This is a genomic window from Streptomyces smaragdinus (genome assembly GCF_009604385.1).
In the GTDB taxonomy this organism is placed as follows: domain Bacteria; phylum Actinomycetota; class Actinomycetes; order Streptomycetales; family Streptomycetaceae; genus Streptomyces; species Streptomyces smaragdinus.
Genome location: NZ_WEGJ01000007.1, coordinates 152,030 through 176,420 on the forward strand (window position 1 = coordinate 152,030; position 24,391 = coordinate 176,420).

13 protein-coding genes are annotated in these 24,391 nt (G+C 74.5%); 9 read left to right on the top strand and 4 right to left on the bottom strand.

Annotated elements, in window-relative coordinates; translation table 11 throughout:
* Positions 1 to 17: 17 nt before the first annotated feature.
* Both SRB5_RS13645 and SRB5_RS13650 read right to left on the bottom strand, forming a co-directional pair.
* Complete coding sequence (locus tag SRB5_RS13645) at positions 18 to 848, bottom strand: inositol monophosphatase family protein (RefSeq protein ID WP_323377873.1); 831 nt, start codon at positions 846 to 848, stop codon at positions 18 to 20.
* A 31-nt stretch (positions 849 to 879) separates the two neighbouring features.
* On the bottom strand, positions 880 to 2,676 hold the full coding sequence (locus tag SRB5_RS13650; protein ID WP_153452197.1) for a gamma-glutamyltransferase family protein: 1,797 nt from the start codon (positions 2,674 to 2,676) through the stop codon (positions 880 to 882).
* Between the two features lie 141 nt (positions 2,677 to 2,817).
* Between SRB5_RS13650 and SRB5_RS13655 the strand changes: the two genes are divergently transcribed.
* From SRB5_RS13655 to SRB5_RS13695, 9 genes are all read left to right on the top strand, one after another.
* Positions 2,818 to 3,282, top strand: coding sequence for a hypothetical protein (locus SRB5_RS13655; protein WP_153452252.1), 465 nt, complete (start codon positions 2,818 to 2,820; stop codon positions 3,280 to 3,282).
* A gap of 4 nt (positions 3,283 to 3,286) precedes the next feature.
* The gene (locus SRB5_RS13660) at positions 3,287 to 6,037 is read left to right on the top strand and encodes a hypothetical protein (protein WP_153452198.1); all 2,751 of its coding nucleotides are present in this window, start codon (positions 3,287 to 3,289) and stop codon (positions 6,035 to 6,037) included.
* A 13-nt stretch (positions 6,038 to 6,050) separates the two neighbouring features.
* A complete protein-coding gene (locus SRB5_RS13665) occupies positions 6,051 to 11,465 on the top strand; it encodes a CHAT domain-containing protein (RefSeq protein ID WP_153452199.1) in 5,415 nt (1,804 codons plus the stop codon).
* Positions 11,462 to 11,911 carry a hypothetical protein gene (locus SRB5_RS13670; RefSeq protein WP_153452200.1) on the top strand — a complete coding sequence of 150 codons (450 nt, stop codon included), beginning with the start codon at positions 11,462 to 11,464 and terminating at the stop codon, positions 11,909 to 11,911. Before SRB5_RS13665 ends, SRB5_RS13670 begins: the two co-directional genes overlap by 4 nt.
* A 19-nt stretch (positions 11,912 to 11,930) precedes the next feature.
* Positions 11,931 to 12,386 carry a nucleotide exchange factor GrpE gene (locus SRB5_RS13675; protein WP_153452201.1) on the top strand — a complete coding sequence of 152 codons (456 nt, stop codon included), beginning with the start codon at positions 11,931 to 11,933 and terminating at the stop codon, positions 12,384 to 12,386.
* Between the two features lies 1 nt (position 12,387).
* A complete protein-coding gene (locus tag SRB5_RS13680) occupies positions 12,388 to 14,529 on the top strand; it encodes an Hsp70 family protein (protein ID WP_153452202.1) in 2,142 nt (713 codons plus the stop codon).
* A complete protein-coding gene (locus SRB5_RS13685) occupies positions 14,529 to 15,947 on the top strand; it encodes an Hsp70 family protein (RefSeq protein WP_153452203.1) in 1,419 nt (472 codons plus the stop codon). The genes SRB5_RS13680 and SRB5_RS13685 overlap by 1 nt, the downstream gene beginning before the upstream one ends.
* 46 nt (positions 15,948 to 15,993) lie before the next feature.
* Positions 15,994 to 16,716, top strand: a complete 723-nt coding sequence (locus SRB5_RS13690) for an SIR2 family NAD-dependent protein deacylase (RefSeq protein ID WP_153452204.1) — start codon at positions 15,994 to 15,996, stop codon at positions 16,714 to 16,716.
* Between the two features lie 90 nt (positions 16,717 to 16,806).
* Positions 16,807 to 18,642, top strand: coding sequence for a serine/threonine-protein kinase (locus SRB5_RS13695; protein WP_153452205.1), 1,836 nt, complete (start codon positions 16,807 to 16,809; stop codon positions 18,640 to 18,642).
* 45 nt (positions 18,643 to 18,687) lie between these two features.
* Here SRB5_RS13695 and SRB5_RS13700 read toward each other — a convergent pair whose 3' ends face one another.
* Positions 18,688 to 21,759, bottom strand: a complete 3,072-nt coding sequence (locus SRB5_RS13700) for a cellulose binding domain-containing protein (protein WP_153452206.1) — start codon at positions 21,757 to 21,759, stop codon at positions 18,688 to 18,690.
* Between the two features lie 147 nt (positions 21,760 to 21,906).
* Positions 21,907 to 24,234, bottom strand: coding sequence for a glycoside hydrolase family 6 protein (locus SRB5_RS13705; protein WP_153452253.1), 2,328 nt, complete (start codon positions 24,232 to 24,234; stop codon positions 21,907 to 21,909).
* Positions 24,235 to 24,391: the final 157 nt, after the last annotated feature.

Sequence of the window (24,391 nt, forward strand, 5' to 3'; positions counted from 1 at the left end):
ACCGGCCGCCCCGCACCTTATGCGCCGCCTCCCAGCAACCCAAGGATGTGGCCCAATGTCGCCTCGTCCCGCGCCGTGACGAACGGCAGTTCATTACCCCCGGTGACCCGGAACGGAACTCCCCCCGCCGTCCGGTGCACCCCGCCCGCCTCGGTGACGAGCAGCAGTCCGGCGGCGTGGTCCCACGGGTTCTCCCAGGTGTACGCGACGGCGTCCAGCTCCCCGCGCGCTATCCGCAGGTACTCCAGCCCCGCCGAGCCGGTGTTCCGCCGGGCCACGCCCGGGGTCTCCAGCCGCAGCAGCCGCCGGTGCTCCGCGTCGGATATGTACTGCGGGCTCGACGTGGCGACCGTCAGGTCCGCCCCCGGCGCCCGCGCGCCCACCGAAACGAGCTCCCCGTCCACCCGCGCGCCCCCGCCGCGCACGGCGACGGCCATCACGTCGTGCGCCGGCGCGTACGTCCACGAGGCAACCACCTCACCGCGGTACGCCAGCGCGACCAGCATGGCGAACCCCTGCTCCCCGTGCGCGAAGTACCAGGTGCCGTCGACCGGGTCGACGATCCACACCGGCGCGTCCCCGCCGACGGCCGCCAGCAGCTCCGGGTCCTCCGACACGCCCTCCTCGCCGACCACCACGGAGCCGGGCAGCAGCGCGCCCAGCGACCGCGCCAGATGCCGCTCGGCGCCCTGGTCGGCGACCGTCACCAGGTCGTACGGCCCGCGCTTCTCGGCTATCTCGTGCGCCTCGAGCTGCCGCCAGCGCGGCATCACCTCGTCGGCGGACGCCTGTCGCAGCGCCGCCTCCACCAGGGCCGGCCCGTCGCCGGCGAGAAAGTCCTCGATCACGCGTCCCATCGAATCATGGACGTATGACAAGTCAGCGACCGACGGCGTACCCCTGCATGCCCCGCGGGTTAGCGGCTGCCGACAGCAGCCCCGTGCGGGGGTCGCGGGCGACGGCGGAGAGGCGGCCCTCCGACCACGGGTGGGCGAGCGTCACGTCGTGGCCGCGGCGGCGCAGGCCGTCGACGACGTCCGCGCCGAAACGGGACTCCAGGGTGACCGCGCCCGGGGTCATGCCGCGGGGGTAGAAGGAGCTGGGGAAGGAGTCGGTGTGCCAGTTCGGGGCGTCGATCGCGCCCTGGAGGTCGTAGCCGCCGCGGACGGGCGGGCGCAGGGCGACGGCGAGGAAGAAGTGCGCCTGCCACTGGTCCTGCTGGTCGCCGCCGGGGGTGCCGAAGGCGAGGACGGGAACGCCGTCACGCAGGGCGAGGGACGGGGTGAGGGTGGTGCGCGGACGGCGGCCCGGGGTGAGGGAGTTGGGGAGGCCGTGCTCGAGCCAGGTCATCTGGAGGCGGGTGCCGAGGGGGAAGCCGAGCTCCGGGACGACGGGGTTGGACTGCAGCCAGCCGCCGGAGGGGGTGGCGCTGATCATGTTGCCCCAGCGGTCGACGATGTCGATGTGGCAGGTGTCGCCGCGGCGGTGCGACTGGTCGCGGGGGTCGTCGCCGGGGACGGCCATCGGGTCGTGTGACTTCATCGTGGGTTCGCCCGCGCCGGCCGCGCCGCCGGTGGCCGGCGCCGGCAGCTTCGGCAGCCGGGGCGTACGTCCGCCGGGTGCGCCCGGACGCAGCTCGTACGACGCCTCCGCCCCGATCAGCGCCCGCCGCCCGGCGTTGTACTCGGCGGACAGCAGGTCGTCGAGCGGTACGTCCGCGGCGTCCCCGTACCACGCCTCGCGGTCGGCCATCGCGAGCTTCGTGCCCTCGACCAGCGTGTGGACGTAGTCCGGGGTGCCGTACTCGAGGCCGTCCGCCGGCAGCAGGGCGAGCTGCTGGAGCAAGGACGGGCCCTGCGACCAGGGTCCCGCCTTGCAGACGGTCCAGCCGTTCCAGTCGTACGTCGCGGGCTCCTCGTACGTCGCCTCCCACCGCACCAGGTCGTCGCCGGTGAGCGTCCCGGCGTGCCGTTCGCCGGAGGTGTCCATCGCGGGGCGGGCGGCGAAGGCGGTGAGTGCCTCGCCTATGAAGCCCTCGCGCCAGACCCGGCGGGCGGCGTCGATGCGGGCCTCGCGGGTGGGCCCGGTGGCCTCGGCGATCAGGCGGCGCCAGGTCGCGGCGAGGGGGCGGTTGGTCATCAGGGCGCCGGGGCGGACGGCGGGGAGGTAGAGCTCGGCGGAGGTGGTCCACTCCGTCTCGAAGAGCTCCCGTACGGACTCGACGGTGTCGCCTATGGCCTCGACGGGCGGATGCCCGTTCTCGGCGTACCCGACGGCGTACTTCAGCACGTCCTCGAGGGACTTGGTGCCGTGGTCGCGCAGCAGCGTGAGCCAGGCGTCGACGGCGCCGGGGACGGGCGCGGCGAGGGGGCCGGTGCCGGGTACGAGTTCCAGGCCGAGGGAGGTGTAGTGCTCTACGGTCGCGCCGGCGGGCGCGGGGCCCTGGCCGCACAGCACCCGGACGGGTCCGCCGGCGGGCGCGATGATCGCGGGCACGTCGCCGGCGGGGCCGTTGAGGTGAGGCTCGACGACGTGCAGCACGAACGCGGCGGCAACGGCGGCGTCGAAGGCGTTCCCGTCGTCCTCGAGCACGGCCATCGCGGACTGCGAGGCGAGCCAGTGCGTGCTGGCGCACATGCCGAACGTGCCCTGGAGCGTGGGCCTGGTGGTGAACATGTGGATCACCCTATGCCCGACTCCCGGCGACCGGAACGGCCGCATCCCGGGCTTTCTCGTCCACATGAACCACACGTCCGGGTTTCGCGTGCTACTTATCGACTACGGGGCGTACGGATCAGGAGGGGGCCGGTCGTGACCATGGCACCGGAGGCGGAGCTGCTGCTGAGCAAGGAGGTCGGCGGCGCCGCGGAGGACCTGGTCCGCGAGGTGGCCGGGCACGGCTACACGGTGCGGACCCGGCAGGTGCTGGACCACCGCGCGGCCGAGGAGCTGACGTGGCTGGTGCTGCTGGCGCTCCCGCTGCAGGCGTTCCTCAGCGGGCTGGGCGCGGGCGCCGCGACGGGCGTGCAGAACGCGGTGGCGCGGCTGGTGGCGCGGATCCGGCCGCCGGAGCCCGTCCCCGAGGAGCGGCCGCGGCCCGTGCCGCTCGTCCTGCAGGACCCCACGACGGAGCTGAGGATCGTCGTGGAGGCGGGGCTGCCGGCCGAGGCGTACGAGCAGTTGCTGACGCTGGACCTCGCGTCGTTCCGGATCGGGCCGCTGCACTACGACCGGGACGCCGGACGGTGGCGGTCGGAGCTGGACGAAGCGGCGGCCGGGTGATCGTATGGCGCATGGCCCGGTGCTGGACGACGACGCCCGGCGGCTGCTCGCGGCCGGCCGGGAGCAGCTGGCGCACGGGGACGGGGCGGCGCTGGAGACGTTCCAGCGGCTCTGCCGGCTGATCCCGCGGGACTGGCAGGGCTGGTACTGGTCGGGGTGCGCCGCCGCCCGCCTCGGCGACCACGCGGCGGCGGAGGGGCACTTCACGGAGGCCCTGCAGCGTGATCCGGCGCAGGGCCGCGCCTACGTGCAGCGGGCCTACGCACGGTTACGCCTGGGCCGGACGGGACCGGCGCGCGGCGACCTGCTGTCCGCCGCCCGGCACCGCGGGCTGGACGACGACGCCCGCTGGGTGTCCGCGCTGCTGCAGCTGCGCGCCGGTGAATGGGCGGGCGCCGAGCTGGCGTTCAAGCAGCTCCTCGCCCGCGCCGGCGACCGCAGCGGCCTCGCGCTCTCCCTGATCGCCCACGCCCAGGAGCGCCGCGGGCTGCCGCACGCCGCGCTCGCGTCGTACGAGGGCATCGCGGAGCACACCGACGGCTCCCTGCACCGCCACGCCCTGCTCGCCCACCGGCTGGAGCGGTACGACGTGAGCGCCGCCCTCTGGCGCGAGCTCGCCGGCCGCCGCGCCGACCTGCCGGCCGTCCGCCGGCTGGCCGCCGACGCGGGACGGGCGGCGGCCGTACGGGCCGCCCGGGACAAGGACTTCACGTCCGCCCTGACGATCCTCACGGGGGTCGAGGCCCTGTACCCGGAGGGCGAGCTGGACGCCGAGTTCGCGGAGCTGCGGCTGCACGCCGCGTGGCAGGCGATGGCGAGCGGGGCGGCGGACGGGACGGAGCGGGCGCGGGAGCTGCTGCGGGCGGCGTGTCTGGACCGGCCGGACGATCCGCGCCCGCTGCACTACCTGGGGGTGCTCGAGTCGCTGGAGGGCGAGCGGCGGCAGGCGGCGCTGCTGTGGCGGCGGGTGCTGCGGCTCGATCCGGGGCACCGTCGGGCCCGGTTCGCCCTGGCGCTGGAGCGGGCGCGCGACGGCGACACGGACGGTGCGACGGAGGAGCTCGACGGGCTGCGGGACGCCGGCGACGACCGGCCCGCCCTCGCGCTGGCCGCGCTGCACATCCGCGCCGGCCGCTGGCAGCAGACCGCCCTGCTGCTCGACCCCCTGCCCCCGGGTCCGTTGCGCGACTCCCTGGCCGCCGAGGCGGGTTACCGTTCCGGCGAGCTCACCGCCGCCGTCGGCAGCCCGCACTGGCGTGCCGCCGCCCTGTGCCGCGCCGGCCACCACCGCACCGCCGTGAAGGTGCTCCGCCACGCCGGCCCCGCCCCCGACGTGCGCACCGGACGGGAGCTCGCCCGGCTGCTGCGCGGCGCCGCCCTGACGCACGCCGCGGCGGGCCGCTGGGGGCCGGCCGCGGAGCTGCTGGACCGGGACCGGGCGGAGGGCCCCCTCGACGCCCTGGTGCTGCTGCTCGGCGGGCGCCGCCGGCACGCCGTCGACCTGCTCATTGACGCCGCCCGCCGCTCCCCCGGCGACCACCGGCCGGCGCACGCACTGGCGGTGGCGGCGCTGTCGACGCCGGGAATGTGGCGGCAGTGCATCGCGGCGTGGACGTCGGTGCTGTACCGGGAGGACTTCCGGGCGGCCGTGCGGTCGCGGGCCGAGGAGCGGTACGGGGAGCCCGTGCCGGAGGAGGCGGTGGACGGGCTGGCGGGGCGGATGCGGCAACTGCTGGAGGACCGGCTGCCTGCCGAGGGGGAGCTGCGGCTGCTGCTGCGGTGCGAGACGGACGCCGCGCAGGCGCTGCGGGACGCCGGGGGGCTGCCGCTGCCGGGGGGTGTGGCGCTGGTCTGCGGGCCGCTGTGGGTGGCGGAGATGGGGCTGCAGCGGCAGTTCGGGTCGTACGCGGCGGCGCTGGCGGCGGGTGCGGAGACGGACCGGCTGCGGATCGGGTTCTCGCTGCTGGGGCCGGCGCAGGCGCAGCTGCGGGCCGGGCGGGCGAAGGCGGCGCTGGACGCCCTCGAGGCGCTGCGGTGTCCCGAGTGCCGGGCGGAGCCGGCCGGTTGTCCGGAGGCCTGCGCGGGGTTCGCCGCCGGCAACCCGGCGCACGCGGCGCTGCCCGACGGCCGCCGCCGGTTCGCCGACGACGCGGCGGCCCTCGCCATGGAGGCGGGGCTGAGCCTCGGGCAGAGCGCCCTGTCGGGGGCGGAGCCGGACGTCGCGGCGGCCACGGCGCACTGGCGGGCCGCCCTGGACCGGGCCCAGCGGATCGGCCGGGGCGCGGAGGCGCAGGCGCAGGTCGCCGAGGTGGCGCTGGGCCGCTCGGACGCCCTCAGCCGGGCGGAGGACTTCGACGCGGCGGTCATGCTGCTGGACTTCGCGCAGGCGTTCACGCACGGCGAGGAGCACGAGCAGATCACCGGCGCGCTGGCCGCCGAACTCACCGCCCGCGCCATCCACACCGCCAACCAGCGGCCCGACAGCTACGAGCAGCCGATCGCCGATCTGCGCCGCGCCACGGGCCTCAACCCGCATCTGCTGCGCGCCCAGGCGAGCCTGGCCATCGTGCGGCGGGCGCACGCCGTCAAACGCTGGCAGGCGGGGTTCACGGCGGAGGCATCGCTCATCCTCCAGGAGTCCGTGGAGGAACTGACCCTGGCGCTCGGGCTCCTGCCGGAGAACCGTGAGCTGATGGAGCTGCTCGACAAGGCGTCGTACCAACTGGAGATATTCCTCGACCCGTTCGGCCACTGAGACCCTTGTGGAGGTGAAGACCGTGCAGCGCTACGAGGAACTGCGGATCCGGGCCCGGATGCTGGCCCCGGGCCGCTATCTGGTCGCCGCCTCCGGCGCCGCGGCGGCGGCCGGGGTCGTCGATCTGCCCGCGGCGCCCGCGGAGTACCGGCGGCGCTTCGAACGGCTGGTGGAGAAGGAGCTGGGGCTGGCGCCGGCCGGCGGCACGCAGGTGGCGGCGGGGCTGCGGGAGCTGGGGCGGGAGCTGTTCGACGTACTGCTGGAGCAGCCGCTGCCCGGGGTGCTGGACCGAGCGATGGACACCGCCCAGCAGCGGCAGCCTGCGCACGGGCTGCGGCTGCGCTTCGATCTGCCGCCGGAGCTGCGGGAGCTGCCGCTGGAGACGCTGACCGCCCCGGCGCAGCAGCCGCAGCAGTCCCTCGCCGTCAACCACAACCTGTCGCTGATCCGCACGCTGAACGGCGACAGCCCCGAGCCGCGGCTGCCCGATCCGGCGGGCCGTCCCACGCACATCCGGCTGCTGGTGGCGACGGCCTCGCCGCGCGGCTGTCCGCCGGTGCTGTCGGCGGCGGAGATCGCCGCCCTGGAGGCGCAGCTGCCGCGGGTCGCGGTGCGGATGGAGGTGCTGCACGGCGCCACCCGGTCGCGGCTGGAGGAGCTGCTGACGGAGCGCGGTGACGAGCCCACGGCGCTGCTGCTGGCGGCGCACGGGGTGTACGACGGGGCGCGCGGCGAGGGTTTCGTGCTGCTGGAGACGGAGGACGGCGGCAGCGACCGGGTGCCCGGTTCGGTGCTCGGCGGGATGCTGGTGCGGGCGGCGGGGCTGCGGCTGGTGGTGCTCAATCTCTGCTCGGGGGCGGAGAGCACACGGCTGGAACCGTACTCGGGGCTGGCGCAGGCGCTCGTCGGGCGCGGGCTGCCGGCGGTGGTGGCGATGCAGTCGCGGATCACGGAGACCGCCTCGGCGGTGTTCTCCCCCGCGCTGCTGCGCGCCGTCGGGCGCAACTGTTCGCTGGACGAGGCGATGACGACGGCGCGGCGGCGGATCTCCGATCTGCCGGGGCACACCACGCACGAGTGGACGGTGCCCGCGGTGTTCCTGCACGAGAAGCTGCGGCACGGCTGGCTGTTCCGCGCCCGGGAGGTGCGTGACGAGGCGGAGGAGGGGCAGGATCCCCTCGCCGAGGGGCTGCGGGCGTGGCGGTCGTACGAGCATCCCTTCGGCCATGTGACACCGGCTCAGATGCTCGGCGCGGCCCGGTTCCTGCGGGACATCCGCGGCGACTGGGAGCAGGTGCGGCGCCTGGCCCGGGAGCTGCCCCGCGGGTACGCCGACGAGGCCGCCGCGCTGGAGGAGGAGGCGGCCGTGGAGCTGGCGTGGCCGCGGGTCGAGGAGCTGTGCCGGGCGCTGGTCCTGGGTGACCGGCGGGCGGCCGAGACGCTGGTCGCGGGGCTGCCGGAGGGGTACGCGCGCTGTCTGCGGGTGGAGGCCGCCGAGGCGCGGGAGCTGGGGGAGTTGCTGGACGCCGCCCGGATGGCGGAGGACTGGCGGACGGTACGGGAGGGGTGCGCGAGGGTGCTGGGACGAAGACCGAACGGCTTCCTGGACGCGGCCGGGCTGATGGCGCTGGCCGAGGAGGAGCTGGAGCTGGACGAGGTGTACGAGTCGGCCCTGGCGGCCCAGGAGGACGGTGACTGGGCGGCGGCGCGGGAGGCGTACGCGCGGATCGCCGGACGCCGGCCGGAGGGCTACCGGGACTCCGTGGCCCGCGCCTGCTTCACGGTGGGGCGGATCGCGGAGGACGCCGGCGACTGGACGGCCGCCGTGGCCGCGTACGAGGACTGCCCCGGGTACGCCGGCGGGCGGCTGCACTTCGCCCGCGGGCGGCGGGCCGCGGCGGACGGTGACTGGGCGGCCGCCCGGGAGGCGTTCGCGCGGTGCGTGGACCTGGGCAAGGGCTGGGCCGGGTACGCGGCGGGACGGCTGGCGGAGGACGCCGGGGACTGGGCGGAGGCGGCGCGGGCGTACTCCGGCGGGGTGCTGGACGGCGCGCACCGGCTGCTGTACGCGCGGGGGCGGGCCGCCGGGGCGGAGGGTGACTGGCCGGGGGCGGTGCGGGCGTTCGAGGAGCTGCGGGAGGCCGGCGGCGATCCGGGCGGGGAGCTGGCGGCGGCGCGTGCGCGGGTGGCGGAGCTGGCCGCCGAGTGCGAGGCGGGCGGTGACTTCGAGCGGGCCGCCGGGCTGCTGGCGGTGCTGCCGGACGCCGCGGACCGGTCGGCGTACGTACGCGGGCGGCTCGCGGAACGGGCGGGCGACTGGGCGACGGCCGTGCAGGCGTTCCAGGCCACGGCGCGCGCCGACGCGCCGGACCGGCTGGCGTACGCCCGGGCGCGCTCCTGCGAGCTGGGCGGGCTGTGGGAGGAGGCCCGCGAGTATCTGGCCGGCCTGCCGCCCCATCTGCACGACACCGCCGACCGGATGCTGTGGGTCAGCGGACGGCTCGCCGACGCGCAGGGCGACTGGGCGGCCGTCATCGAGGGCTTCGGGCGGCTGGCGGACGGCTACGCGGACGGCGAGGTCGGCCGCAGGCGCCGGTTCGCCCGCGCCCGGCTCGCCGCCGGACGCGGCGAGTGGACGGCGGTGACGACGCTGCTCGAGGGCGTGCCGGACGAGGCGCGCGAGGGCGGCGTACGGCTGCTGCGGCATCGGGCGGCCGGGATGACCGCGCAGGCGGGCGGGCGGTGGGCGCGCGCGCAGGCCGCGTACGCCGAGGTCGCCGACGCGGACCCGGAGCTGCGGGTGCTGCACGACTACGCCCGCGCCCGCACCGCGGAGCTGGCGGAGGACTGGGCGGGCGCGCTCGCCCTGTACGACACGCTGCCCGACGACCACGCGGACGTCGGTACGCGCGCCGCCTACGCCCGGGCGCGGATCGCGGAGGAGGGCGCCGACGGCACGGCGGGCTGGCGGTCCGTGGCGGAGGCGTACGGGCCGGTGCCCGCGCAGTTCTCCGACACCCGGCTGCGCGCCGGTTACGCCCGCGCGCGCCGTGCGGAGGCCGCCGCCGACTGGACACGGGCGCGGACGGAGGCCGCGGGCCTGGGGGGCTACCGCGACGCCGCCGGGCTCGCGGCGTACGCCGGGGGGCGGCTGGCGGAGGACGCCGGGGACTGGACGGCCGCCGTGGAGTGCTACGCCGGCTGCGGCGACCGCGCCGACGCCGGGGAGCGCGCCGCGCGGGCGCGGGGACGGCTGCTGGAGGCCACGGGGCAGTGGACGGCGGCGGCGGAGGCGTACGAGGCGGCCGGGGACGGGGAGCGGCTGCTGCGGGTGCGGCGGCTGCGGGAGGCGCTGCCCTGGGCCGACGGGCTGGCGGAGGGCCGGCTGGTGGCCGACCGGTTCGCCGTCGGGGACGGCACGCATCCGTATCAGGCGCTGCGGGCCGCCGGCATCACCCCCGGTTCCTCGACGGAGGACGTGCAGAACGCCGCGTACACGCTGATGGAGCAGGGCGGCATGGACTGGCGCCAGCGCGTCGCCCTGGACCAGCTGCGCCAGCCCGCCGGGCGGCTGCTGCTCGACGCCCAGCTGTACGCCCTGCGCGAGCCGCGCGAGCTCGCCGGAACTCTGGCGGAACTCGCTCCGGCGGACGGCGATTCGCTGCTCGCCACGCTCTGCGCCCGGCTGCCCGCCGACGCGCCGCTGCTGGTGCTGCTGGCCCGCGGCCGGCAGGAGGCGATCGAGCTGTGGGAGCGGCGGCTGCGCGAGAGCCCCGGCGACATGCGCACCGCGCACGCGCTGGCCGTGGCGTGGCTGTGGGAGGCGGAGGAGCGTGAACACAGCGGCGCCTGGGAACACGCCGTCACCGCCTGGCGGCACACCCTCGCCTACTGGCCCGCCGTCCTCACCGACGACACGTACTGGACCCGCTGGCGCACCGGCCGCGCCGACTGCTTCGGCCACGCGCTGACCGCCGAGGCGCTGTCGAAGCTCCGCTGGGACCTGCACCAGGACCTCTTCGACCGGCTCTCCGCCCACGCCGAACGGCACGCCGCCCAGGGCCGCGCCGAGCAGGCGCGCGGACACGAGGACCTGATCACCGCGCTGGAGGAGGAGCTGGAGGCCGCCCGCCGGCTGAAGGAGGCCGGCGGACTGCCCCTCGACGACGGCACCGTCCTCGCGGCCGGCCCGGCGTACACCGGCCGGCAGGAGCTGGCGCGCGCCGTCGCCGCCCGCGTCGCGGACCTGGACGCCGCCGTGCGCCGGGGCGAGGAGCCGGGCGAGCTCACCGTGCAGGCGGTGCGCTGCGCCTTCAGCTCCCTGTCGGCGTCCCTCAGCTACTTCAGCCGCCACCGGTTCGAGCAGGCACTGCGCTCGCTGCCCGCCGTCGACGACCTGAGCGCCCTGGCGGAGGACTGCCCGCCGCAGCCCCGCACCCGGGACGGACACCTCGCGGACTGCGGGCACTGCCGCCGCTGGCTGGACACCGACCCGGCGTATCTGCTGCTCCCCCACCGCCGCGCCCGCCTCGTACAGGACACCGCCGATCTGTCGGTACGGGCCCATCTCGCCCTCGCGGGCGCCGCCCTGGCCGACGCGGACGGCGGACTGGAGCGGGCGTTCACCGGCTGGACGGCCGCCATCGCCGTCGCGGGCCAGGCCAAGACGGCGGTACGGACCAAACGGGCCGTACTGCGGATGGTGCTGGGCCACGCGGAGACCCTGGCGGCCGACGAGACGGAGACCCGCGGCGACGCGCTGGGCGAGGCCATCGCCCTGATCGAACGCGCCCTCCCCCTGCTCGGCGGATTCGGCCGCGAACCGCTCACCGCCCGGCTCGCCGAACTGCTCTCCAGCCGCGGCATCTGGTACGGCTTCGGCTGCTCCGCGTACGGCCGCGAACGCGAGTGGGTGCCCGCGGAGAAGGACCTGCGCCGTGCCCTGGAGCTCAACCCCGAGTCTCCCAAGGCCCGCGACAATCTGGTCCGCGCCCTCGTCTTTGGCCTGGACTCCGGTACGAGCGCCGTCGACCGGCTCACCGTGGTGCTGGACGCGCTGCGGCTCGTCCACGAGGGCCTGGAGCGGCTGCCCCGGCACCGGCGCTACCACGAGTCCCTGGGCGAGGCCCTCACGGACGTCGACACCATCGTGTTCGGCAACCTCACGCTCCAGGAGCTCATCACCGGCATCCAGCAGGTGCCGCCCTCCGGCCCGCCCCTGCCGCCCGCCGAACAGGCCGTGCAGCTCGCCGAGGAGGCCGAACAGCGGTTCCTCGCGGGCGACACGACCGGCGCGCTGAACCGGCTGGTGCGGGCCACCCGCGCCGACCCGTACAACTCCGACGTCCGCCGCCGCCTGATCGGCGCGGTGGAGCAGCGGCTGACCGAACTGACCGGACCGAACACCCCGCAGGAGCCCACCCGATGATCAAGGACCCGGGGCTGCAGTGGCCGTCCCCGTTCCCGTACGACGTGCTCGCCCCCGCCGGCGTCACGCCGGACACCACGCACGAGGAGATGCAGGACGTGTCCTTCGCGCTGATGGAGCACGGGCTGATGGGCACCGAGACGCAGACCGCCTGGCACGAGCTGCGCTCCGTGGAGCAGCGGCTGCTGATCGACCTGGTGCTGTTCGACGCCGACCCGGCGGCGGAGATCCCCGCGCTGCTCGCCGCCCTCGCCGAGGAGCCCGCGGACGCCCAGGAGCCGCCGCAGGTACGCGAGTGCCTGACGCTGCGGCGGGCGGACTTCGACGGGCTGGCGGACGAACTGCGGCCGCTCGAGGCGCAGGCACCGGCCATACCGGCCGTCGCGGAGCTGGAGCGGGTGGAGCCGCCGGCCCTGCTCGACGAGTTCCTGACGTTCGACAGCTGATCCGGGGGGACAGGGAGCGATGAACGAACCACTGTCGGACGCCGACTACGCCGGGTTCCTGGTGTTCGCCGCGCAGGAGCGGCAGGAGGCGCTGCTGCTCGAACTCGCGGGGGTGCTGGACTCCTTCGACCGGGTGCTGGCCGCCGGCCCCGACCCGGATCCGGCGGCGGGCCACGAGCGGCTGCGGATGCTCACCGGACAGCTGGAGCGCTTCGCCCGCTCGATGGGCCTGGAGCCCGTCGGGGCGGTCGGCGAGGACTTCGAGCCCGCCGTGCACCAGGCGGCGGAGGTACGCCCGGTGGCCGCCGGGGCGCGCGCCGACGAGGTGCTCGAGGTCCTGCAGCGCGGCTACCGGCACAGCGCCGACGGACGGCTGCTGCGGCCCGCGCGGGTGGCCGTGGCGGACGTGGTCCAGACAGCGGACGCAGTCCCATCAGAGGCCGACGAGGCCGGCAACCGGAACGAGGAGCAGTGAAGTGAAGGCCATCGGCATCGACCTCGGCACCACCAACAGCGTCATCTCGCGCTACGACGAGGGACGCTCGGCCGCGACCGTCCTCACCAACGGCGAGGGGGAGGTCCTCACCCCGTCCGTCGTCGCCATGCGCTCGCGCGACGGGAAGGAGTCCCTGCTCGTCGGCCGTACGGCGGTCAACTACGCGGGCCGGCAGCCGCAGAACACCATCGTCTCCGTCAAGCGCCTGATGGGCCGGGACTACGCCGACCCGGCGGTCGTCGAGGCCCGCGACCGGCTCGCGTACCCGATCGTCGCCGGACCGGACGAGGACCCGCGCGCCCACGTCATGCTCTCCGACCGTCGCTACCGGCCGGCCGAGGTGTCCGGCCTCATCCTCAAGAAGCTGAAGCAGGACGCCTCCCGCTTCGTCGGCGACGAGGTCACCCACGCCGTGATCACCGTCCCGGCGTACTTCCACGACTCGCAGCGCGCCGCCACCCGGGACGCCGGGCACCAGGCCGGGCTGATCGTAAAGAAAATCATCGACGAGCCGACGGCGGCGGCCATCGCGTTCGGCATGGACGCCGGGCAGGAGCGGCGCCGGATCCTGGTGTACGACCTGGGCGGCGGCACGTTCGACATCTCGATCCTCAACATGGTCAAGGGCACGCAGGGCCACGGCCAGTTCCAGGTGCTGGACTTCCACGGGGACAGCTGGCTGGGCGGCGACGACTTCGATCTGGCGATCGTGGAGCGGATCGTCGAGTGGGTGAAGGCCGAGTGCGGGGTGGACCCGTCCGGCGACCGGCAGTTCCGCTACCTGGCCAAGGCCGCGGCCGAGTCCGCGAAGCGGCAGCTCAGCCAGGTTCAGGAGGCGGACATCATCATCCCGGCGGCGTTCCGCCCGGACGACGGCGGGCCGCTGGTCGACGTGGAGATGACGCTCACCCGCGACGAGTTCAACGCGATGGTCCGCGAGCTGGTGGACCGCACCATGCGGCTGGTGAAGGAGGCGCTGAACCGGCAGTCCCTCGAGCGCGACGACATCACCGACGTCCTGCTGGTCGGCGGTTCCACGCTCACCCCGCTCGTCTACCAGACGGTGGAGAGCTTCTTCGGCGCCGGGAAGGTCCGCCGCGACATCAACCCCATGGAGTGCGTGGCGCTCGGCGCCGGGCTGCTCGCGGGGACGATGCAGGGCGTGGAGTGCCCGCAGTGCGGCAAGTCCAACGAGGACACCGCCGCCGTCTGCGAGTCGTGCGACGCCTCCCTCGCCGGCGCGCAGCCGCTGCAGGCGCCGGTGATCTACGAGGTCACGGGGATGGCGCTGGGCATCGGCGCGGTGAAGGGCACCCAGCGGGACATCTTCGTCCCGATCATCCCCCGCGGCACGCCGTATCCGCTGGCCGAGCCGCGCCGCAAGTCGTTCAACGCCACCGACGGGCGGCGGATCCGGGTGCCGGTGTACGAGGGCGACAACCCGGTGGCCAGCCGCAACAACGAGCAGGGGGTCATCGAGTTCGAGCTGCCGCAGGACATCGGCGCCGCCAGCCGGGTGGACGTGACGTTCAACTACGACTCCGACCGGATCGTCACCGTGCTCATCTCCGTGCCGGGCACGGACATGGCCAAGGAGACCACTCTGCGCACCGACACCCGGCGCACTCCGCCGCCGGACCAGGAGAAGGAGGACGACGCCGCGACGGTGCGCGAGCAGCTGACGTACACCATCTCCGACGCGCACCGGTTCCTCGACTCCTACGGGGAGTTCGTGCAGGAGCATCAGACGATGAAGATCCGCCGGGACATCGACCAGGCGCAGCACGTGCTGAACTTCGGTGACACCCCGGAGTGCCGGCGGATGATCGCGCTGCTGCGGCAGGACATGTACAGCTCGGGCATCGCCTCCCAGTTCCTGCTGGCGGAGCGGGCGGCGGACGGGGCGCCGCCGCAGCTGGCGCGGGACATCAACGCGGCGGTCGCCAGCGTGCAGCGGTCGTACCGCGGCGGCAACACCGAGCAGGCGGCGGAGCAGGCGCGGCTGCTGAAGGCTCTGGTGGCGCGGGTGTTCGTGCAGCGGAGTGTGCCGGGGGGCGACGACCTGAACCGCGACGGGCTGCTGGAGGTCTCGGAGGAGTACCTGCCGCGGTACGAGGGCTGATGGCGGACGTCGGGCTGGACCTGGGCAGCACGGGGCTGCGCGTCGCGTGGACGGCGGACGACGGTTCGGTGCGCGACGGGCGGCTCGCGGAGGAGCACTGGTCGTGGCCGCGCTGCGAGACGGTGGCGGGCGGGCCGCTGCCGGTGGCGTTCTGGACGGCGAAGGAGCGGCTGGGGCGCTCCCCCGCGGCGGTGACGGAGGTCGCCGGGGCGCTGGCGCGGGTGCGGCGGATGGTGGAGGAGGACACCGGGGGGAGGGTCGGTTCGCTGGTGGTGTCCGTGCCCTTCCGCTTCGGGTCCGCCGCCCGGGGTGCGCTGCGGGAGGCGGCGGCGGGGGCGGGGCTGCCGGCGCCGCGGCTGCTGAGCGACGCGGTGGCCGCCGTGCTGGGGCGGGAGGGGGGCGGGCGGGCGCGGACGTATCTCGTGCACTGTCTGGGGTACGGGGGCTACGAGACGGCGGTCGTCCGCCGGGTGCGGGACAGCTGCCGGACGCTGGCGCACGAGGGCGTGACGGTGCCGAGCGGATCGCTGTTCGACCTGCATCTGCTGTACGCGCTCACCGGGTTCGTACGGCCGTCCGCCCTCTCGGAGGGTGACTGGCTGACGCTCCGGGCACAGGTGGCGTCGGCACGCGAGCGGCTGGGTACGTCACCGCGCCCCGTCCCGGTGTACCTCGACCCGCGGCGCGGGCGGGGGGTGCTGCTGGACCGGGAGCACGTCGAGGCGCTGTACGCCCACTACGCGCCGGCCGTCCGCCGGCTCACCGCGGAGGTCCTGGACCGCGCCGGGGTGACGGCGGGCGACGTCGACACCGTCCTGCTGACGGGCGGCTGCACGGCGGCGGCGGGGCTGCGGGAGGTGTTCGCCGCCGGCCACGACCGGCTCACCGACGGGACGCCGGAGCTGCCGGCGCGCGGCGCCCTGGCGTACGCGTCGGGCCTGGACGCGCCGCCGGCCCCGTTCGCCGAGGCTCCGGCGGACCCCACCGTCACGCTGCCGGCCCCCGCGCTGCCGGAGCTGCGCCCGGCACCGTCCGTACCGCCGCCGCAACTCGCCGAGGCCCGGCGGCTGCTGGACCGGCGCCAGTTCGACGCGGCGGTGAAGACGTCCCACCTGGCCTGGGAGCTGCGCCCCCTGGACCCCGACGTGTTCGAAGAAATGCTCGCCGTCCACATCGACGCGGCCAACGCGGACGGCGTCGACCCCCACGCGGCGGAGCGCTGGCTGGGCTGCGCCCTCCTCCACGACCCGTCCGACACCCGCGTCCGCACCCTCCTGGCCGCCCGCCTCTACGCCCGTGCGGTGACGCTGGCCACCGAGGACCGCCCGACGGAGGCCCGCGAGGCCCTGACCAAGTGCGTCTCCCTGGAACCGGACCACCGCCGGGCACAGGCGCTGCTCGAGCGGCTGGGAGGATGACGATATCCGCTCGCCCCCGCCGGGCGGCGGGCCTACCCTCGGCGGCATGGACAAGCCTCTCGTCGCCATCCTCAGTGGAGCGGGGATCTCCACCGACTCCGGTATCCCCGACTACCGCGGCCCCAACGGGCTGTGGCGGCGGGATCCCGACGCCGAGAAGCTGGTGACGTACGACTACTACATGCGGGATCCGGAGATCCGGCGGCGGTCGTGGCTGATGCGGCGGGAGAACCAGACGCTGCACGCCGAGCCGAACGCCGCGCACCGGGCGATCGCCGAGCTGGAGCGGTCCGGGGTGCCGGTGCGGGTCATCACGCAGAACGTCGACGGGCTGCATCAGCTCGCCGGGATGCCCGCGCGCAAGGTGATCGAACTGCACGGCACCGCCCGCGCCGTCGTGTGCACGACGTGCCACGCCCGCGGTTCCATGGCGGACGCGCTCGCGCGGATCGACGCCGGGGAGGCCGATCCCGACTGTCCGAACTGCGGGGGGATCCTCAAGACGGCCACCGTGATGTTCGGTGAGCAGCTGGACCCGATGGTGCTGGGGGAGGCCGTCGCGATCACCAAGGCGTGCCAGATGTTCATCGCCGTCGGGACCAGTCTTCAGGTCGAGCCCGCCGCCGGTCTCGCGATGTTCGCCGCCGAGCACGGCGCCCGGCTGACGATCGTCAACGCCGAGCCCACCCCGTACGACGTACTGGCCGCCGAGGTCATCCGGGAGCCGATCGGCACGGCGCTGCCGAAGCTGCTGGGGGACCTGGCCTGATCTCGTCGCCGATCACGGCTCGCGGCGGGTCGGGATCCGCCATGCTGGTGGCTCCGGCTGTTGACCGACGCGGGTCGTGAGGGGTGTTCTGTGCTGGGGCGGGTGCTGTCGGGGCGTTACCAACTCGAGCGGATGCTGGGGCGGGGCGGGATGGGGGAGGTCTGGGCCGCCCAGGACCGGCTGCTGGAGCGGCGGGTCGCGGTGAAGATCATCCACGAGCACGCGGCGTCGGAGGAGACGCAGGAGCTGTTCTTCCGCGAGGCCCGCACCGCCGGCGCCCTGACCCATCCGGGTGTGGTGACGGTCTACGACCTGGGGCGCGCGGAGGACAACTCGGTGTTCCTGGTGATGGAGCTGGTCACCGGCCGCGATCTGCGCTCCGTGCTGCGCCAGGACCAGCCCCTGACGGTCGAACAGGCCGTGGAGTGGACGGCGCTGGCCGCCGACGCGCTCGCCGCGACCCATGAGGCCGGCGTGGTGCACCGCGATCTGAAGCCGGACAACCTCATGCTGACGTCGACGGGATCCGTGAAGATCCTCGACTTCGGCATCGCCCGCTACGTCTCGGCGGCCACCCTCGCCAGCCGTGTCATCGGCACTCCCGCCTATATGCCGCCCGAGCGGCTGGCGGGCAAGGCGGGCGACGGCCGCGGGGACCTGTACTCGCTGGGCTGCGTCCTGTACGAACTGCTCACCGGTCAGCCCCCGTTCGGCAGCGCGAACTTCGCCCAGGTCGTGTACGCACACGTCCAGGAAGTCCCCGACCCGCCCAGCTCCCACCGCGCGGGCATCCCCCCGGCCCTGGACGCGCTGGTCGCCGAACTCCTCGCGAAGACCCCCGGGGAGCGCCCGTCCACCGCCGCCGAGGTCCGCGACCGGCTGCGCCGCGTCCTGTCGCAGTCCGCCGGCCCGACCACCCGGCAGCAGACCCGCACGGAACCGCCCCCGGCCACCGAACCGCCCGGCACCGGGGACCTGACCCGGCTCGCCGCCGAGGCCGCCGCGGCGACGGGGGCGGAGAACTGGGACGAGGCCGCCACCCGGTACGCCGAACTCGCCCGCCGCAGCGCGGCGATCCGCGGCACCGACCACCCGGAGACGGTCGGCGCCCGCCACAACCACGCCTGGAGCCTGGGCAACACCGGGCAGCACGCGCAGGCCGTACCCCTGCTGACCCAGGCCGTGAAGGATCTGGCCCGGGTGCACGGACCGGACCACCCGGACGCCCTCAAGGCCCGCCACAACCTGGCCTGGAACCTGGGCAACTGCGGCTACCACGCGGAGGCCGTCGCCGAGTACGAGGCCTTCTCGTCCGCGTACATCCGCGTCCTCGGCTCCGACCACCAGGACTCGCTGCGCGCCCGCCACAACCGCGCCTGGAACATAGGCAAGACCGGCGACCACACCCGCGCGGCACTGCTGCTCGAGCAGGTCGTCCAGGACGCCGCCCGGGTGCTCGGCGCCGGCCACCCGGACTGCCGCAAGGCCCGCCACGACCTGGCCTGGAACCTCAGCGAGAGCGGCGACTACACGGGCGCCGCCCGCCACTACCGCGTCGTCCTGGACGCCGGCATCCGGGCGATCGGCGCCGACCACCCGCAGATGCTGGACGCCCGGCACGGGCTGGCCTGGTGCATCGGCAAGTCCGGCGGCCACGCCGAGGCCGCGGACCAGCTGACCGGCGTCGTCCGCGACTCCGACCGCGTCCTCGGCCTCGAGCACCGGGAGACCCTGCGCGCCCACCACAACCTGGCCTGGAACCTGAGCATGTGCGGCCGCCACCGCGAGGCCGCCGACGCGTACGACGCGTTCATCGACGCCTACATCCGCGTCCTGGGCCCGGACGACCCCTACGCCCGCGACGCGCTCTCCGAGCAGGCGTGGAACCTCGAACGGCTCCCCTGGACCCTCAGGCGCCGGCGCTGACCCGGTCCGCCCCGGGGGACGCGCGGCCCCGGGGCGGACCTTCGATCAGGGCGCGGTCCCCCAGACCAGCGCCCCGCCCAGATAGGCGCCCACCTTCGGGGCGTCCGCGAACGAGGTGTTCGTGCCGCGGCTGTAGTCGTCCGCCTCGTCGAACGCCGACCAGTCGCCCTTGTGCACCCGCAGCTGGATCTCCCCCGTCGAGGCGCCCGCCGCCAGCGGGCCGGCCGCGGAGGTGAAGCCGACCTCGAGGTAGTGCGAGGCGCCGGTCTTCGGGGAGGCCGCGGCGACCACCCGGTGGGTGACCTTCGCGCTGCCGAGCTGCGCCCAGTCGCAGAACGTCTGGTACGTCGCGGAGCCCGGCTCGGCGAACCAGTAGCGGAGCGTGACGCCGGCCAGGTCCACCGGCCCGGTGCCGGAGTTGACGACCTGGAGGCTCATCCGGATCGCGTTGTCCGTCGCGCTCGAGTCCGCGTTGCGGTAGCGGACCGTCAGGGCGCCCGTGGGCCGGGTGTCCGGCGCGGTGACGACCGTGATCGGCGCCGAGAGCTCGGAGACGCGCGGGACGCTGTCGCGGGAGCGGACCCGGTACTGGTAGGACGACGACGCCGCCAGGCCGGTGTCGGTGAACGCCGGCGTCGTGGACTGCCCCACCTGGGCGCCGTCCCGGTAGATGTCGTAGCCGGTGACCCCGGTGTCGTCGGTGGACGCGGTCCAGGTCAGGGTGGCCGAGTCGGCCGTGACGGCGGTGAGCCGCAGGTCCGTGGGGACGGTGGGGTCCTCGATGTCGTCGTCGGTGGGGCGGCCGTCGGCGGGGACGTCGGCGAAGAGGATGCCGCGGCCGTTGGTACCGAGGTACACCCGGCCGTAGACCCGCGGGTCGCCGGTGATGGCGTCGCCCATGTTGCCGTACTGGTGCCTGTCGTCGTTGACCCGGCGCCAGGTCGCCCCCGCGTTGTCGGAGGCGTGCACGCCCGCGACGCCGTTGACCGTGCCGGCCAGATAGATCGCCGGCTGGGTGGCCTCGGGGGCGGCCTTGCCGTAGCCGAGGTTGACGCCCTTGGTGACGCCGGCGACGGCGGTGAAGGACGCGCCGCCGTTCAGCGAGCGCCACATGCCGCCCTCCCCCGTCAGGAAGATCTCGCCCTCCTTCCCCGGTACGGGCTTGAACGCGGCCTTCTGCGCCGGGAGCCCGGTGGCGGCCGTCGCGGTGAACGACGCCCCGCCGTCGGTGGACGCGTAGAACTTCCCGCCGGCGTACGCGTAGAACCGCTGCCGGCTGACCCGGTCCGCCCGGACCAGCGCCCCCTGCGGCAGCCCGGTGACCGGCGTCCAGGAGCTGCCGTACGTCGTGGTCCGCTGCACGGCGGCCCCCTGCGGGCTCCACACCGCCGCCTGCCCGTCGGCGGCCACGGCGATGGTGCCGCCGCCGGTGACTCCGCCGGGTTCGGCGGACGCCTGGAACCAGCTGGAGCCGCCGTTGGTGGAGAACGCGGCCCGGTTGACCTGCGGGTTGGCCTCCCTGTCGATGTTCCCGACGCGCGCCAGCACGGCCGGCTGCAGCTCCGCGAAGTCCATCGACGTGGTGGAGGTGTAGTTGGGCTGCGTGTACATCATCGCGGGCACGGACGTGAGGCTCGTATGGGCGAAGCCGCCGATGTCGCCGAGCGCGGAGAAGAGGGCGGGCCCGGTGGGCGGGCTGATCAGGTCCAGGACGGCCGTCTCCTCCAGGCCCTTCACCGCGGGCCGGATCGTGATCTGCCCGCCGGTGTCCCATGTCCGCAGGTCGGTGGTGCCGTAGATGGTGGCGCCCGTGCCGTACATCATGCGGTCGGGGTCGTGCGGGTCGATCTCCAGCGATTCGTTCATCCAGCCGAGCTTGGGCGCCACCTCGGGCGGCGCGGGGCTGGCGCCGAAGGACAGCCAGGGGACGGACGTGATGTCCATCGTGTAGCGGTACGAGCGGGCGGGGTAGCCGGTCCAGTCCCAGATCCGGGTCCAGGTGGCGCCGGCGTCCTTCGAGCGGAAGACGATCGCGTCCGGCCACCAGGAGACCTGGGTGGCGACCATGATCGTCGAGGGGTTGGTGCGGTCGATCGTGAGGCCCGAGTAGCCGAAGTAGTCGTCGGAGCTCTCCGACGGGATGGGGCTGATCCGCGTCCACGAGGCGGCCGCGACGTCGTAGCGCCACACGTCGCCCTTGCCCCCGTCGTACGGGCCGCCGGTGTCCGAGGTCGCCAGATAGAGCCGCTGGTTGACGTGGTCGAGGACGCCCTTGTGCGCCAGGTACCCCGTGGGCTGCCCCGCCAGCCGGGACCACGTGGCGCCGGCGTCGGTGGAGCGGTAGACGGTGTTGGCCGGGTCGGCGACGCCCGCGTAGATGGTGCGGCTGGGGGTGCCCGCGCTGCCCGTCGTACGGTCGAACGTCACCCAGACGACGCCCTGGATGTCGGAGCCGTAGCCGCTCGAGTCGTTCGGGTCGGAGCGGTACGTGCCGGGGTTGGGGAAGCTCGCGACCTTCGCCCAGGAGACCCCGCCGTTCGTCGAGCGCCACAGCCCGTTGCCGCTGGGCGCCCCCAGATACAGCACGTTCCCCGCGTTGGGGTCGACGGCGAGGCGCTCGCCCATCCCCCGGCCCGGCATGTTGCCGCCCAGCTTGAACGGCAGCTCCGCCGCCTGCCAGTTGGCGCCCAGGTCACCGGAGCGCAGGACGGCGCCGTTGCCGGGGTCCCAGCTGTTGGTGTACATGCCGACGGCCGCGTACACCTTGTCCGGCGCGGACTCGTCGATCGCGACGGACACCACGCCGTTCCAGCCCCACCGGTCGGCGCCCACCCAGTCGAGGAGGGGGGTCCAGGAGGAGGTGTTCGCGTCCCAGCGGTACGCGCCGCCGATGTCCGTACGGGCGTAGATCAGGTCCTTGCGGGTCTGGCTGAAGATGATCCCGGGCACGAAGCCGCCGCCGTCGATCCGCACGTTGTGCCAGGGGGACTCGGTCGGCGCGGGCGCGTCCGCGACGGGCGCCGGGGCGGCGTACGCCTGCGGGAGGCGGGTCAGGGCGGGGACGGCGGCGGTCGCGGCGGCGATGCCGAGGAAGCGTCTTCTGTCGAGAGGTCCCATGAGTTCGGCAGCCTTCGGGAGTGGGGGAAGGTCTCTGGGGAAAGGGGCGCGCCCCCGGTTCGGACGCGGCTCATGGGGGTCACCGCGTAGAACGTTCCGTACCGGGGGCGCGCAGAGGGGTGGAGCTTTACCGGGGAGAGCCGCGCCTTACGGCGCCGTCCCCCACACCAGCTGGCCGCCGACGTAGACGCCGATCTTCGGCGCGTCCGTGAAGGAGGTGCTGGTGCTGTGGCTGTAGTCGTCCGCCTCGTTGAAGTTCGACCAGTCGGCCTTGTGCAGCCGCAGCTGGATCTCACCGGTGTTGGCGCCGGCCGCGAGGCTTCCGCTCGTGGGGGTGACCTTCAGGTAGTGGTCGGCGCCGGCCGTCGAGCCGTTCGCCACCACCGACTGCGTGAGGTTGCCGCAGCCCATCTGCGCCCAGTCGCACCAGGTGGTGTACGACGAGGCGGAGTCGGAGAACCAGTAGCGGACCTCGACACCGTTCAGGGACTGCGCGCTGCTGCCGGTGTTGACCAGCTGCAGCGTCATCCGCACCGCGTTGTCCGTGGCACTGCTGTCGCTGGTCTTGTACTGCACCTTCAGCGCACCGGAGGGGCCGCCGCCGCTGCTGGTCGTGGTTCCGGTGACCTGCGAGGTGGTGGCGGAGGCGTTGCCGGCCAGGTCACGGGCGCGCACCTGGTACTGATACGTGGTCGTGGCGGTGAGGCCGGTGTCGGTGTACGTGGTGCCGGTCGGCGAACCGACGATGACACCGTCACGGTAGACGTCGTAGCTGGTGACACCGACGTTGTCCGAGGACGCCGTCCACGACAGCGACACGGACGAGGCGGTGGTGCCCGTCACCCGCAGACCCGCCGGCACGGTCGGGGCGTCGCGGTCCTCGCCGCCCTGCCCGGCCGTCGTGGTGCCGGTCACCTGCGAGGACTGGTCGGACACGTTGCCGGCCCTGTCCTTCGCCCGCACCCGGTACTGGTAGGCGGTGGTCGGGTTCAGCCCGCTGTCGGTGTACGTGGTGCCGGTCGCGGTGCCGACGACGGCGCCGTTGCGGTACACGTCGTAGCCGGTGACCGCGGTGTTGTCGGTCGAGGCGGTCCAGGCCAGCGACACGGTCGACGAGGTGGTGCCCGTCACCCGCAGGCCGCTCGGCACGGTGGGCGCCTCGTCGTCGACGGGGCCGCCGCCGTCCAGGGGCGGGTAGGCGTTGGCGAGGAGCATCTGGAACTGCGCGGAGAACCAGTGTCCGGCCAGCGGCGCGTTCGGCATGGCACCCGTGGGGTTGTGACCGTTGCGGTCGTTGCCCGGATAGGTCGGGTCGCACATCTGGTCGAAGCCCTTGCCCTCGTCGTTGTCCTCGGGCTGGCTGTTCCCGTCGGACTCACCCGGGGGCTTGGCCCACACGTAGGCGTCGATACCCGGCTCGGGCGCGGCCTGCGGGCGCTCGCCGATCCCCGCACCGACCTGGTTGCACCAGTTGCCGGCGTGGTAGCGGGGGTCGATCCGGCTGCCGTCGACGTAGGCGTTGACCGAGGTCGTGGGGCCAGGACCGGTGGGCCGGTCCGGGCCGCCCCAGCCGTTGCGGGCGGTGTCGATGAGCATGCCGATGCCGGACGGGAACCCGCCGCGGCTGACCAGGCGGTCACGCAGGGCCTGGGCGAAGGACAGCTCGTCGATGTACTGGTTCCAGTCGATCCACGTCGATGACCGCACCGGGTTGTTGGCCACCGTGTCGGTGACCTTGAAGTACGGCTCGTGCAGCGCCGAGTAGTTGGCCGTGTTGACGATGAAGCCGGTAACGTCGTTGACCGTCGCGCCCTCGGAGGTCGCGGCGACCTTGAACTCGTCGACCGACGGGTCCAGGTTGGTGTCCCAGCCCAGCCAGCCGTGGTGACCCGCGTCGATGTAGTTGTAGACGTTCGGGATGTCGCCGAGCTTGTTCAGCGCGTACCCGACGCCCTTCTCGTACACCCCGGAGGCCTTGACGTCCCGGCAGGCCTGGGTCGACCCGGCCTGGCTGCCCGCGTTCGTCACCATGTTCGGCAGCGAGTCGGGCTCGATCAGCGCGGCGATCCGCAGGTTCGCGTACGCCGCGTCGTCGAGGATGCCGGCGATCTCGTCGATGTACTCGGTCTTGTAGCGCTGGAGGTCGGCGATCTGAAGCTCGCCGTTGGACGCCAGCGCGGCACAGTCACGGCCGGGCAGGTCGTAGATGACGACCTGGAACATGTTGGCGCCCTGCGCGAGCGCGGCGTCGAGGTGGGCACGCAGACCGCGGCTGATGGAGGTCCCCTCGATCGCCGCGATCCGGTCCATCCAGACGAAGCTGGGCTCGTTCGCGACCGCGGAGCCGCCGGGCTCGGCGGCCGCCCGGGCGGACCAGTCCTCGTTGACGTAGGGCGTGGCGCCCACGTACGGGTTCTCCACACGCGCGGCCGCCGCCTGGGGCGCCGGCAACGCGACGGTGAGCGCGGCGCCCATGGCGAGCGTCGGCAGCAACGCCGCGAGCCTGAAGCGGCTGCGGAGTCTCTTGGTGGTGTTCATTGCGGCTCTGGTGCTCCTTCCGGATCTGACGGGGGGATCGTGCGCCCGGTGGCGGGGGGCAGCGGGAAGGCGGATCCCGCCACCGGGAGTTCGA

Excerpts from the sequence above, each read along its gene's own strand:
- SRB5_RS13705 (WP_153452253.1), bottom strand. The coding sequence starts at position 24,234 with ATGGGCGCCGCGCTCACCGTCGCGTTGCCGGCGCCCCAGGCGGCGGCC.
- SRB5_RS13685 (WP_153452203.1), top strand. The coding sequence starts at position 14,529 with ATGGCGGACGTCGGGCTGGACCTGGGCAGCACGGGGCTGCGCGTCGCG.
- SRB5_RS13690 (WP_153452204.1), top strand. The coding sequence starts at position 15,994 with ATGGACAAGCCTCTCGTCGCCATCCTCAGTGGAGCGGGGATCTCCACC.
- SRB5_RS13650 (WP_153452197.1), bottom strand. The coding sequence starts at position 2,676 with ATGTTCACCACCAGGCCCACGCTCCAGGGCACGTTCGGCATGTGCGCC.
- SRB5_RS13670 (WP_153452200.1), top strand. The coding sequence starts at position 11,462 with ATGATCAAGGACCCGGGGCTGCAGTGGCCGTCCCCGTTCCCGTACGAC.
- SRB5_RS13660 (WP_153452198.1), top strand. The coding sequence starts at position 3,287 with ATGGCGCATGGCCCGGTGCTGGACGACGACGCCCGGCGGCTGCTCGCG.
- SRB5_RS13700 (WP_153452206.1), bottom strand. The coding sequence starts at position 21,759 with ATGGGACCTCTCGACAGAAGACGCTTCCTCGGCATCGCCGCCGCGACC.
- SRB5_RS13675 (WP_153452201.1), top strand. The coding sequence starts at position 11,931 with ATGAACGAACCACTGTCGGACGCCGACTACGCCGGGTTCCTGGTGTTC.
- SRB5_RS13655 (WP_153452252.1), top strand. The coding sequence starts at position 2,818 with ATGGCACCGGAGGCGGAGCTGCTGCTGAGCAAGGAGGTCGGCGGCGCC.